At 69.5% G+C, this 12,895-nt stretch carries 10 protein-coding genes; 6 read left to right on the forward strand and 4 right to left on the reverse strand.

Annotated elements, in window-relative coordinates; genetic code table 11:
• The first annotated feature begins 37 nt into the window (after positions 1–37).
• Genes IEY84_RS16225 through IEY84_RS16235 form a run of 3 tightly spaced genes read left to right on the forward strand, consistent with a single transcriptional unit; the run spans position 38 to position 2,600 of the window.
• Entirely contained in the window at positions 38–1,126 is a 1,089-nt protein-coding gene (locus IEY84_RS16225; protein WP_183545477.1) for an SPFH domain-containing protein, read from the forward strand.
• Positions 1,127–1,888, forward strand: coding sequence for a sulfite exporter TauE/SafE family protein (locus IEY84_RS16230; protein WP_183545476.1), 762 nt, complete (start codon positions 1,127–1,129; stop codon positions 1,886–1,888).
• Between the two features lie 43 nt (positions 1,889–1,931).
• Complete coding sequence (locus IEY84_RS16235; protein WP_183545475.1) at positions 1,932–2,600, forward strand: nitroreductase family protein; 669 nt, start codon at positions 1,932–1,934, stop codon at positions 2,598–2,600.
• Positions 2,601–2,644: 44 nt separating this feature from the next.
• Here the strand turns inward: IEY84_RS16235 and IEY84_RS16240 are convergent, their stop codons facing one another.
• The 4 genes from IEY84_RS16240 to IEY84_RS16255 form a co-directional block, all read right to left on the reverse strand.
• A complete protein-coding gene (locus tag IEY84_RS16240; RefSeq protein WP_183545474.1) occupies positions 2,645–4,441 on the reverse strand; it encodes a BCCT family transporter in 1,797 nt (598 codons plus the stop codon).
• 159 nt (positions 4,442–4,600) lie between these two features.
• Positions 4,601–5,554: an alpha/beta hydrolase gene (locus tag IEY84_RS16245; RefSeq protein WP_183545473.1), complete on the reverse strand. Its 954-nt coding sequence runs from the start codon at positions 5,552–5,554 to the stop codon at positions 4,601–4,603.
• Between the two features lie 12 nt (positions 5,555–5,566).
• On the reverse strand, positions 5,567–6,973 hold the full coding sequence (locus tag IEY84_RS16250; RefSeq protein ID WP_183545472.1) for a hypothetical protein: 1,407 nt from the start codon (positions 6,971–6,973) through the stop codon (positions 5,567–5,569).
• A gap of 4 nt (positions 6,974–6,977) precedes the next feature.
• Complete coding sequence (locus IEY84_RS16255) at positions 6,978–8,330, reverse strand: hypothetical protein (RefSeq protein ID WP_183545471.1); 1,353 nt, start codon at positions 8,328–8,330, stop codon at positions 6,978–6,980.
• A 330-nt stretch (positions 8,331–8,660) separates the two neighbouring features.
• Between IEY84_RS16255 and IEY84_RS16260 the strand changes: the two genes are divergently transcribed.
• From IEY84_RS16260 to IEY84_RS16270, 3 genes are read left to right on the forward strand one after another with little or no spacing between them, the layout of a single operon-like run.
• Positions 8,661–10,040 carry a condensation domain-containing protein gene (locus tag IEY84_RS16260; protein WP_183545470.1) on the forward strand — a complete coding sequence of 460 codons (1,380 nt, stop codon included), beginning with the start codon at positions 8,661–8,663 and terminating at the stop codon, positions 10,038–10,040.
• Positions 10,037–11,479: a condensation domain-containing protein gene (locus IEY84_RS16265; protein WP_183545469.1), complete on the forward strand. Its 1,443-nt coding sequence runs from the start codon at positions 10,037–10,039 to the stop codon at positions 11,477–11,479. The genes IEY84_RS16260 and IEY84_RS16265 overlap by 4 nt, the downstream gene beginning before the upstream one ends.
• On the forward strand, positions 11,460–12,839 hold the full coding sequence (locus tag IEY84_RS16270; protein WP_183545468.1) for a condensation domain-containing protein: 1,380 nt from the start codon (positions 11,460–11,462) through the stop codon (positions 12,837–12,839). The genes IEY84_RS16265 and IEY84_RS16270 overlap by 20 nt, the downstream gene beginning before the upstream one ends.
• The last annotated feature ends 56 nt before the right edge of the window (positions 12,840–12,895 follow it).

A 12,895-nucleotide genomic window follows, 5' to 3' on the forward strand; every position in this document is an offset into this window, starting at 1 on the left:
ACCTGACGCACAACGAATAGACAAGGACTGATTGGCAATGGGTGGCATCATCCTGGCCCTACTGGTCATCTTGGCGGTGCTGGTGATCACCACGCTGGCCAAGACGATCAAGATCATCCCGCAGGCGCGGGTCGGCATCGTGGAGCGCTTCGGCAAGTTCCAGTCGAAGCGTGACCCCGGCCTGAACGCGGTGATCCCGTTCGTCGACAAGGTGCGCTACATGATCGACATGCGTGAGCAGGTCGTCGCGTTCGCGCCGCAGCCGGTGATCACCGAGGACAACCTGACCGTCTCGATCGATACGGTGATCTACTTCCAGGTCAACGACCCGGTGGCGGCGACCTACGAGATCGCCAACTACATCCAGGCCGTCGAGCAGCTCACCATGACCACCCTGCGCAACATCGTCGGTGGCATGACCCTGGAGGAGACGCTGACCAGCCGCGAGCAGATCAACTCCGGTCTCTCGATCGTGCTCGACGAGGCCACCGGCCGCTGGGGCATCAAGGTCAAGCGCGTCGAGATCAAGTCGATCGACCCGCCCATGTCCATCAAGGACGCGATGGAGAAGCAGATGCGCGCCGACCGCGACAAGCGCGCGGCGATCCTCACTGCCGAGGGTCAGCGCCAGTCCGCGATCCTCTCCGCGGAAGGAAACAAGCAGTCCGCCATCCTCAACGCCGAGGGTCAGCGCGAGTCGCAGATCCTGGCCGCGCAGGCCGACCGTGAGGCCGCGATCCTGCGCGCCCAGGGTGAGGGTCAGGCCATCCAGACCGTCTTCCAGGCGATCCACGACGGCCGCCCGGACCAGTCGCTGCTGGCCTACCAGTACCTCCAGATGATGCCGAAGATCGCCGAGGGCGACGCCAACAAGGTCTGGATCGTGCCGAGCGAGATCGGCAAGGCGCTCGAGGGCCTCGGGTCGACGATGAACAGCCTCCAGGGCATCCCGGACGAGGTCGAGGGCCCGGTCAAGCGCGTCGACATGGGGTCGGCCGAGCCGACGATCGACCTCGAGCAGTCCTCTGCGGCCGCTGCCGTCCAGGAGGCGCTCGCCGAGGCCAAGCAGGCAGAGGCTCCCAACCGGCCGCAGGCTCCGCAGCCTCCGGCTGAGCCCACGGCCTAGATGGATCTTCTCCAAGCCGCCCTCATCCTGATCGCCGGGGTGGGGGCGGGCACCATCAATGCCGCCGTCGGGTCGGGCACGTTGATCACGTTCCCGACCCTGCTGGCCTTCGGCGTACCCCCGGTGGTCGCCAACGTGTCCAACACGATCGGCCTGGTCCCGGGCTCGCTGGCCGGGGCCTGGGGCTACCGTCGCGAGCTCGCCGGCCAGCGCAGGAGGATCCTGCGGTTCGGGGTCGCGGCGCTCATCGGTGGCGCGGTCGGCGGGGTCCTGCTGCTCGTGCTGCCGCCGGGCGCCTTCGAGGCCATCGTCCCGGTCCTGATCGGGCTCGGGGTGGTCTTGGTGATCACCGGTCCGCGCATCTCCCGGTGGGTCGCCAAGCGTCATGGCGACCTGCCCGACGATGGCAGCGAGCGCTGGTGGGTCTGGCCGGCGATCGCGATGCTCGGCGTCTACGGTGGCTACTTCGGTGCTGCCCAGGGCGTGCTGATGATCGCGATCATCGGCATCGGGGTCGCCGAGTCGCTTCAGCGTCTCAACGCGCTCAAGAACATCCTGGTCGCCATCACCAACGGCATCTCCGGGCTCATCTTCGCCCTCGTGGCCGACGTCGACTGGCAGATCGCCGCCCTGATCGCCGTCGGCGCGACGATCGGTGGCCTGCTGGGCGCGAAGATCGGCCGCCGGCTACCTCCCAACGTGCTCCGCGGTGTGATCGTCGTGGTCGGCATCACCGCACTGGTCATGTTTCTAATGGGCTGAGCCTGGTGGGCTGATCCTGGGCTGAGTCTGCTGAGATGGAGCCATGGAGCTCTACGAGGCGATGCGGACCACCCATGCCGTACGCGACTTCACCGACGACCAGCTGAGCGACGAGATCCTCGCCAGGATCCTCGACAACGCCCGGTTCGCGCCTTCCGGCGGCAACCGGCAGGGCGCCCACGTGGTGGTCGTACGCAGCCGGGAGACCCGCGAACGGATGGTCGAGCTGAGCGCGACCGGCGCCCGCAGATACCTCGCGCAGCAGAAGGCGGGGGAGATGCCGTGGAACACGGTGCACCCGAGCGCTGTCACCGACGATCAGATCGCTGCGACCGGAGTCCCACGCGCGATGACCGAGCCGCTGCTCACCGCGGCGGTGGTGCTCGTCTTCCTCGTCGACCTCGGCGTGGTGGCCTCGATCGACTCCGAGCTGGACCGGGTGGGCCTCGTCTCCGGTGCCTCGGTCTATCCGCTGGTGTGGAACACCCTCCTCGCCGCGCGCAACGAAGGGTTCGGTGGGGTCATCACCACGATGGCGGTCGCGGAGGAGCCGGCGCTCCTGGAGCTTCTCGGCGCCCCCGAGGGCCACGCCGTCGCCGCCGTCGTCCCGCTCGGGAGGCCGGTCAAGCAGCTCACCCGGCTCAGGCGGCAGCCGGTCGAGGAGTTCGTCACCCTGGAGACATACGCCGGGACACCACTGACAGACGACTGATGGCGGGGTCTCGAGACCCCGCCATCAGTTTCAGACCTGGAAGATCAGACCTTGTCGGTCGGAGTCTCGCCGGTCTCGGACACCGGGGTGGACCCGGAGCCGTTGCTGTGGTCGTCCTCGATGACCGCGAGCGCGAAGTCGTCGCCGTGCTCGGTGACACCGGTGATGACGGCCTGCTCGACCACGTCCGCGGCGTACTGTCCACGCACGATCAGCGGGTCGGTCTGCAGATCCTTCTGCAGCGAGACCGCCAGTCCGACCATGATCACCGTGAACGGCAGCGCCGCCACGATCGTGATCGTCTGAAGACCGGAGAGCGCGTCCGCGCCACCGGCGATCAGACCCAGGATGGCCACGACACCGGTCGCAACACCCCAGAAGATGACGGTGGGCCTCGTGGGCTCCTCCGCGCCACGCTCGGAGAGCGTGCCCATCACGATCGAGGCCGCATCGGCACCGGAGACGAAGAAGATCGCCACCAGGACCATGACCAGGACGCTCATGACCGTCGCCATCGGGAACTGGTCGAGGGTGGTGAACAGCTGGGACTCGACCCCGCCGAGCCCGGCGATGTCGACGATGCCGTCACGCTGCAGGTCGATGGCGGTGCCACCCATGATGCAGAACCAGATCACGCTGACGGCGCTGGGCACGAGAAGAACGCCGGCGACGAACTGCCGGATGGTGCGCCCACGCGAGATCCGCGCGATGAACATGCCGACGAACGGCGTCCAGGAGATCCACCAGGCCCAGTAGAAGATGGTCCAGGAACCGAGCCATGCGGAGGTCTCCTCGCCGCCGACACCGGTGCGGGCAGACATCTGGGCGAGGTCGCCGACGTAGGTGCCGAGCGAGGTCGGGATCAGGTCGAGGATGAAGACCGTCGGGCCGACGACGAACAGGAACAGCGCCAGGAACAGCGCCAGCACCATGTTGATGTTGGAGAGCCACTGGATGCCCTTGGCCACACCCGAGACCGCGGAGATCACGAAGCAGACGGTCAGGACCGCGATGATCCCGATGAGGACGTTGTTGCCGACCTCGCCGAGCCCGGCCACGATCTGCAGGCCGCTCTCGATCTGGATCGCGCCCGTGCCGAGCGAGGTGGCGGAGCCGAACAGGGTCGCGAAGATCGCGAAGATGTCGATCGCCTTGCCGGCCGGCCCTTCGACGGTCTTCTTGCCGAGCAGTGGCGCGAAGGCCGAGGAGATCAGGCTGACGCGACCCTTGCGGTAGGCGCCGTAGCCGATCGCCAGGCCGACGACCGCGTAGATCGCCCACGGGTGCAGCGTCCAGTGGAACATGGTGGTCGCCATGGCCGTCTGGATGGCCTCGGGGTTGCCTGCCTCGCCGGTGCCCGGAGGCGGGGTGACGAAGTGCGAGATCGGCTCGCTCACGCCGTAGAACATCAGACCGATGCCCATGCCGGCGCTGAACATCATCGCGATCCACGAAGCCGTCTTGAACTCAGGCTTCTCGTCGTCACGGCCCAACGGGATGTTGCCGTACTTACTCACGGCGAGCCAGATGATGTAGATGACGAAACCGCTGGCCGTCAGGACGAAGAACCAGCCCGCTTTGTCGAGCACCCAGCCAAGGGCGCTGTTGGCCACGGAGCTCAAACCGTCGGTATTGATGAACCCCCAAGCCATGAAGGCGATGGCGATGGCGGCGGCTGTGCCGAAGACGACCCAGTCAATACCTTTGCGATGGTCCTGGTCGCTCGAGATCGGCAGGTCCAACGCTGGGTGTGGAACGACGTCGCCCGTGGGGGACTTGAGGAGGTCGGTGGGATGGTGGTCGGAATGTTTGGGACTGTCTGTCTTCTTGTCAGAAGTCACACTGTGTCCTTCCGTTCGGGGGTCGGGACCACAGCACCCTAACGCGCACCGGCGTTGCCTTCCGTTCACCGGGGGTAAACGGTCAGGAGATTGACAACAGCTGATGGCCCGACTGTGTCGGGCCATTTGAAGAGCTGTTCGGGAATTGAGTGAGGTCGTCTAGACGCCGTACGCAGCCAGCCAGCGCTCGATCTCGGCGTAGGCCTGCTTGCGGACCTCCGGACGAGACAGGATCACGTCGTGCTTCGCCCCGGGGACGGCGACATAGGTGACGTGGCTGCCGATGGCGGTCGACCAGCGCCTGATCTGGCGCACGTCGAGCACGATGTCGGTGGAGTGGACCAGATCGCCCATCGTCTTGGGCTTGCTGGAGCGGTCGGAGGAGAGCACCAGCACGGGCGCCTTCACGTCCAGGCCGCGGTGGAGCTTGGCGTGGCCGTCGCGGATCGCCTTGAGCCAGCCGAGCCGGACCGGGTAGGAGCCGACCGGCTTGAGCCCGAGGTCGAACTCCCACTCGCCGTCGTGGTCGACATGGAGCGACATCGTGTAGAAACCGCTCACGTCGCGACCGAGCTCCCGCATCGGGACCCGGTGGCCGATCCGGCGAACCACCGGCGTAGCCAGCTCTCGCAGCAGGAACGAGCCCTGCAGGTCGAGCCAAGGGGAGTTGAGGACCATCCCGGCCAACGCGTCGGGCTGGCGGTCGTCAGCCCACAGCGAGACGGTCAGCCCGCCCGTGGAATGGGCGCTGAGCATGATGTGGGAGTGACCGTCGCGCTCGGCGATCCGCTCCCACGCGGCGTCGATCTCGTCGAAGTACTCCGAGAGATCGCCGATGTACGTCCCCGACTGGTGCTCACGGAGCGAGCGACCGTACTTGCGCAGGTCGAGGGCGTAGAAGTCGTAGCCGCGCGCGGTCCACCACTCGGCGTACTCCTTCTGGAAGAAGTAGTCGGAGAACCCGTGGACGTAGAGGACGGCGCCCTTCGCGTCGTCGTCGCCGTCCGGATAGGCGGCGAGCTTGACCAGCGTGGCCACGACCGTGCCCTCGAAGTCGTCTGCGAGCTCGATGGTCTCGACGGTGTAGGGCTCACCGAGTACGTCGATCGTCATGACCGCATCTTCTCACCAGAACCCAGGTGTGAGCCCCCAGCGTCCGTAGACGTTCGTCACGATCTCCTCGAGGCGCTCGGAGTCGGGCACGGCGTCAGGGTCGAGTGCGCGGATGGCAAGGCTGCACGTATCGCCGACCTCGGACCACCATGAGGCGACTCCGCCGCGCATTCGGCGCAGCTCGCCACGGGTCGCGCCCAGGGCAAGGCCACGGATCAGGATCGAGTCGGCGGCCACGCCGAACGGGGCGATGAAGTCGGGGTCGGGCCGGCCCAGGTTGGAAGCCAGGCCGAGCGGTGTGACCACGTCTTTGAGCAGCGGCCGGGCGATCCTGTCCGGGATCATCTGCGCCAGCGGCGCGAGGTGCGCGAGCGCGTCAGGCCGGGTGCCCTTGAAGAGGGCGGAGAACTCCTGCTTCGACCGCTCCCGGATGTGGGCGAGGTCGGTGACCCGGCCGACGCCGTCGCGCAGCTCGGTCTCCACCGCGATCGAGACGCCCGAGGTGGCGTTGGCACGCAGGTCGCCCTCACCGCGCAACGATACGGGCAGCGACATCTTGACCGGCTCGCCGGGGCGTACGATCCCGGCCTCGAGCAGCACCTCGACCGAGATCGCGATCTGGAGGGCGTTCGAGGTGCCGCCTGCCCGTTCGGCAGCGGCGTCCCACTCGCCGAGCGGGCAGTCGGCGCCGACGCAGGCGGCCTCGTGGATCACGTCGTCGTCGGGCTGTGGCGGAGGAACCGGACGCTTCTCGGACGACTGGGCCTCCGGCGCAGGGAGCTTCCCGGCTTTCCGCGCCGCGCGGAGACCACGGACGGCAGCGCGCGCCATCGTGCGGGCGTCGCGCCAGTCGTCTCTCCGGCTGCCCGCGGACGCCGCGGGGAGCTGTGGCAGGCGCTGGCGGCGTACGGCCGCGATCAGGGCCCCGAGCTTCATCCCGCCGTCGCAGACGATGTGCGAGGCGTTGTAGGCCACGATCGTGCCGCCATCGGTGCTGTGGGCCATGAAGAACGCCCACAGCGGTCCTTCGACCGGGTCGAACGGGACCTCGTCGGCGGTGCCGTCGAGCCAGGCCATCAGCTGGCCCGGCTCGATCCGGTCAGGGTGCAGGCGGACCGGCTCGGTCCTCGTCGCCGGCACCCAGTGCGAGCGTGCACCGAGGACCTTGGGGCGTACGACGAGGCGGTTGAGCGGACCTCTGGCCAGCTCGTCGACGAGCTCCTGGACCGCCTCGACCGGGATCTCCGTCGGAAAGCGCCACGCGGTCTGGTTGACGACCGGGATGCCGATGACGGTCGCGGAGCGAAGGAAGACCTCATCGTCGTAGGTCAGCCGGTTGGTGCGCTCGGGAGCGAACGGCGCCGGCCGAGCGCCGCGGCTCGCTGGTGGCAGCGAGGGCAGGATCACAGGCTCAGGCACGTGGTCACCACACCTCGACGGTCAGACCCCACGAGCCGAGCTCCTCGACGACCAGGCTCTTCAGGAATGCCAGATCGGGTACGCGGTCGGGCTCGGCGGCGACCAGGTTGAGCGTCGTACGCGGCCCCGACTGGATCAGCCAGGAGATGATCCCGCCGCCGACGTCGTAGGCGTCCTGGGCGGTCGCGTTCTGGTAACCGGCGAGGCCGGCCACGAGGCGTACGTCCTCGCCCATCGCGTAACGGTATTCGTCGGGGAGCTGAGGCAGGTTGGAGGCCATGCACGCGGCGGCCGGGGGCTGGGGGAGCTTGTCGAGGACTGCGTCGGGCAGCATCTGCATCATCGCCAGCGGCACCGGCACGAGGCCCGGTCCCGCCTGACCGAGCCGGATGTAGGCCGCCTTGGAGAGCCTCTTGATCTCGGCGAGGTCGCGCCTGTCGAGCACGTCGCGAGGCACCTCGACCATGGCCACGCGCGTCGAGTTGGCGCGTACGTCCCCGGGCTGGAAGTCGCTCATCGGCAGCGAGACCGGGACATCGCCACGGTCGACCGGCACGTGGTCGATGCGGACCAGCAGGTCGGCGACCACGTTGATGAACCAGGCGTTGGTCGAGCCGCCGTGCTCGGCGGCGACCTTCGTCATCGTCTCGGTGTCGAACTCGGCGATCATCCGCGGCATCCGCCAGGCGTGCGGGTCCGGGTTCGGAGTGGTCCTCGGGTAGACGCGGGGCGCCTTGGTGGCGCGTGCGGCGGTGCCGTCCTGCTTGGCCCGACGACGTGCCGTGGCCCAGTCTCGGACCGCACGCCACTGTGCACGGCTGTCGGCCGCCTCCGCACGGAGGCGGTCCCAGCCGCTGGCCGGCACGGGCGGCAGCCGCAGCGGCTCACCGCGCGAGGCCCGGCACACCGCGTCCAGGACGGAGCCGCCGTCACCGACCGCATGGGCGAGCAGCAGCGAGACGACCGAGGTGCCGTCGTCGAGGTTGATCGCGGTGAGCCGGTAGGTCAGGCCCTCGTGGGGGTCGAGGTGGTCGCCGTGACGCTCCTGGAGCCAGTCGGCGATCTCGGCGGCCGGGAGGGTGTCGTCGTAGAGCTCGATCGACGGCTCCCGGTCCGCATTCGTCCACAGGTCACGGGCGCCTGGGAGCTTCGCCCGGTGCAGCCTCCGCGACAGTCCGCCCCCAGCGAGGCCGGTCGCGATGTGCCGGAGCCGGTCGGGGTCGTAGGGACTCTCGAGCCGCCAGATCCACTGGTTGGCGATCGGGCTCCCGAGGCCGCGATGGCGTCGGGCGAAGAGATCGTCGGCGAACTGCAGGCGGCCGGAGTTGTCGATCGGCGTACGAATGACAGCAGGCATGGGGGGTCCTCGAGATAGGCGAGCGGCCGGGCACAGGCCCGTCGAACGATCACACAGCGAAAGCGCGCGCAGGGGGAGGAGTAAATCGAACTTGATGTCCCATGTAAACCCCTGGGGGTAACAAACGGAGTGTGGGGATCACCACGTTCCAGAGGGGTCGAATTCGGGGCCGGACCTGTGTGCACAATGGACGACGACATGTGACGACATCTGCTGTCATCACAGGCGGGTCGCCTTCTCGGGCTACGGCGTTCTTGAGGTTCGTTCAGCTCCCTGAGATGGCGTTTTGCCGCAACGATCCCCCACCTCAGAGAGGAAGCTCCACCTCCGATGGAGTACACCGAGCTGTCCGCGTACGACGTACCTCCGGGCGAGGTGACCGCGTGGATCCCCACCGCGGCGCCCACCACCTGGATCGACGACGACCGCCGACTGTCCCACAACCATGAGCTCCACCTCGACACCGCCGAGGCCGGCTCCTGGATCGGCTCGATCATGCGCTTGACCGGGCCGCTCGACAGCGAAGCACTGACCCTCGCGCTCCGCTCCTGGATCGGACGCCACGAGGCGTTGCGCGGGACCGTCGAGGAGACCCCGGCCGGCCGCCGGCGTCGTACGGTCGCCCCTGCAGACGTGTCGGTGAGCGCCACCGTCCTGGGCCGATACGACGCCCTCGGCGCCCGATCCTGCCTCTCGGACTTCCTGGTCGAGCACGTCGACCCGTCGGCCTGGCCCCACGTCGTCTTCGCGACGGTGGCCGACGCCGACGGCTTCACCCTCGTCTTCGGGGCCGACCACGGCGTCATGGACGCGTACTCCCAGCTGCTCTGGTTCGAGGAGATCGCCACGCTCTACGAGCGGGCACGGGCCGGCGAGCCGTTCTCCGAGCTGGCCGTGGCCGCCGTCGGCAGCCACATCGACCACGCCGCAGAGGAGCGGACCGCCGGCGAGGCGATGTCCCTGGAGAGCGAGTCGGTGCAGGTCTGGCGGGACTGGCTGACCGGTCCCGACGGGCGACGCCGGTTCGCCGACTTCCCGGTCACGGGCATCACCGACGTACCTGCCTCGGCATCGCCCCTGACGCAGGCCAGCCTGTCGCAGTGGCTCGGCGACCCCCGCCAGGCGCGGGTCCTGGGCGAGCTGTGCAAGAGCGCCGGTGTGGGGTTCCAGGCCGGGATGATGGGCGCGATGGCTTACGTCCTGAGAGCCCAGCACGGCGTCGAGCGGATGCGCTTCGTGGCGCCCATGCACACCCGCCACGCCGCCGAGCACGCCGCCGCGGTCGGCTGGTACGTCGGCCTGGCACCGGTCACTCTCGACATCACCGGTGCCGAGACGCTGACCGAGGTCGCCACCCGGGTCCAGTTGGCTCTCACCGAGGCCAAGCCGCTGGTCCGGCAGCCGTTCGCGCGAGTCGCGGAGCTGCTCGAGATCGACGACGCCCCGCACTTCGTGATCACCTTCGTCGACACCCGATTCACTCCCGGCGTCGAACGCTGGAACGACTGGGAAGCGCGTACGCTGCGGGCCCCCGTCCGCGCCGACGACGAGGTCTATCTCTGGCTGGTTCGTGACCGGGACGGCCTCAACGTCTCGACGCGCTACCCGGAGACGGTCGCCGCGGAGCGGGTCGTACGCGGCCTGATCAGCGGGATGAGCGCGCTCTTCGACGAGATCGCTCTGCTCTCCTCGACGGAGGCGGCGGGATGAGGATCGGGCCGCTCGCCGAGCTGGCTCCGGCGCCGGGCCGGGTAGTCGTGCTGCGGCCGACGGTCGCGTGCCGGGCGGCGGCCGACTCGGCGCCGGTCTCGCCCGGAGCCCCCTCGTTCCTGCAGGCCGACCACCTGGACGCCTTCCGCGCCAAGGCCGCCTCCGGAGGCGTGCACCGGGCCTGGACCGGCACGTGCGGCGAGTTCGACGTGGCCTTCGACGAGACGGCCTACATCGAGGCGCTGACCTCGTTCGTCGGCCGTCACGAAGGGCTGCGCACCTGGTTCGACCTCTCCGGCGCCACGCCGGTGCGACACGTGGTGCCTGCTGACGCGATCGCCTTCGAGGCCGCCGTGGTCGAGGCGCCGGCCGACTGGTCCGGTGGCTGGGAGGACCTGCTCGTCAGCCTGTGGGACGAGCAGTGCCGCCCCGACTCCTGGGCGCCGTTCCTGCTCGGCGCGATCGTGCGCGAGGAGGGCTTCACCTACTTCTGGGGCTGCGACCACGCCTTCACCGACGGCGCCTCGCAGCTGATGGTCCCGGCCGAGCTCGGCGCCGCCTATGCCGAAGCGCTGGGGGCCGACGTCGAGCCGCTGCCCGAGGCCGGCAGCTTCGTGACGTACGCAGCCGCCGAGCGTCGGCTGGCTGCCGAGAGCGATGCGGAGACACCAGCAGTGCGCGAGTGGGTCGACATCGTCTCGCGTCACGGCGGCCGGATGCCGCGGTTCCCGGTCGCCCTCGGACTGGCCGCGGGTGAGACCGCGCCGGTCCGGGTCCGGCGGTGGACGGCTCTCGAGGGTGAGGCGGTGGACGCGCTCGAGTCGTTGTGCCGTGCCGCCGGCGGAAGGTTCACCAGCGGCGTCTTCGCGCTCCTGGCCCACGCCGAGCAGCGGCTGACCGGCGGCTCGGACTATCTGGGGATCACCGTTCTGGGCACCCGGTCGCAGGAGACCGCGATGTCGCACGGCTGGTTCTGCAACTTCGCCCCGGTATCGCTGTCGCTGGGGGAGACCTTCGCCGAGACCGTGCTCGCGGCGGAGAAGGCCTTCGAGACGGCCCGCGAGATCGCTCGGGTCCCGGTCCACGTCTCGCTGGGAGCCATGGTGGCCGGCGGCGTGCTCGCGCCGAGCGAGCTGACCAGCCCGCAGATGGTCTCCTACCTCGACGTACGCAAGTTCCCCGGAGCCGGGACGACCCCGTTCGACACCGGGCTGCACTTCACCGGCGAGGGCCGCACCGCCAACGCGAGCCTGTGGGTCAACCGCTTCGCCGACCGCTTCGAGCTGGCCACCCAGAGCCCCGACACCGAGCAGGGCGGACGCGCCCTGGCGACCTATTTCGAGGCGGTCCACGACGTGCTCGTCGACCTCGGTCTGTCGGCGCGTCCCGTGGAGGCAGACCGGATCATCGGGACCGCGCATGCTGGTCACGACCGCTGACCTGTGGGAGCCCCGGCCGGGCACGCTGCTTCGCTGGGACCTCTCCGCCACCGCCCATGGTGTGCCGGCCGACCTCTCGCTCAACCAGCGCAACCATCTGGCCGGGGCGATGGCCGGGGCGCCGACCGTGTGGCTGGCGGCCGCCCTCGACGTCGACGGTCCCATCGAGCCGGTCGCGCTCTCCCGCACCTGGCGTGCCTTCCTCGCCCGTCACGGCAGCCTGCAGCTCGAGGTCGTCGCCGGGTCCGAGGGACCGCAGGCCCGCCGGCACCACCCCGGCACGCTGACCTGGTCGGCGACCTCCGTCGGCCACACCACGACCGTCGAGGAGACCCGAGCCGCGCTGCACGCCGCCCTCGACGAGCGGTGCGGGCCGTTCGCCTACCCGGCGTTCCTGCCGGCCGCCATCTCCCGCCCGGACCGCTCCACGATCGTCCTCGGCATGGACCACCTGCACTGCGACGCCCACTCGGTCGCCGTCGCGGTCGACGAGCTCGCCGAGCTCTACGCCGCCTTCACCGAAGGCGGCGTAGAGCCGTCGCTGCCACCGGTGAGGTCGTTCCTCGACGCCGTCGAAGAGGGATCCGACGGCCCCGCCTGGGTTGCCCCCGACGACCCGCTGCTGCGCGGTTGGGGCGAGTTCCTCAGCGGCCGCGGCCATCGGCTGCCGACCTTCCCGCTGCCGCTCGGCCTCGAGCCGGGGGAGCGGGCTGCCCAGGCCACCGCCGTGGCGCCGCTGGCCGACGCCGACATGATGGACCGCATCGGCACCCGCGCCCGCAACAACGGCGCCTCGACGTACGCCGCCGTCCTGGCCGCCCTCGCCACCGCGCTCTCCGACCTCGGCGGGGGTGACCGCCTGGACACGATGGCGCCGGTCTCCACCCGCTCCGCTGAACCTCTGGCACGCTCCATCGGCTGGTACACCACCACCGTCCCGCTCACCGTGCCCGCCTCGCTCACCGATCTGGGCCTGGCCGTGGCCGGTGAGGCGGTCCGGCACGGCGTACGCCTCGGGTCGGTGCCGCTCGACCAGGTCCTCGGCTCGCTCACCGAGCCGCTGGTGCAGACCCGCAGCGATGTCTTCGTCGTCTCCTGGGTCGACTACCGCCACGTTCCCGGTGGTTCGGCCCACCTCGAGCGCAACGCGCAGCACGTCTCCGCCTCGACGCTGGCCGACGACGTCCAGATCTGGTTCTCCCGCACCCACACCGGCCTCGCCGTCCGTGTCCGCTACCCCGACACGGGGGCGGCGGCCGCGTCCGTCGACTCGCTCCTCGACCGCCTTCGCGACACCCTGACCGAGCTCTCCCGTCAGGCAGGCAGCGCAGGGCGGCTAGGAGGTCGCGCACGGCTATGACAGAGGGTCCGACCTTGCGAACGCGTTCACGGGATGCCCTGGCGGCGGTTGTGAAG

The organism is Nocardioides albus, assembly GCF_014648255.1.
Taxonomy (GTDB): Bacteria; Actinomycetota; Actinomycetes; order Propionibacteriales; family Nocardioidaceae; genus Nocardioides; species Nocardioides albus.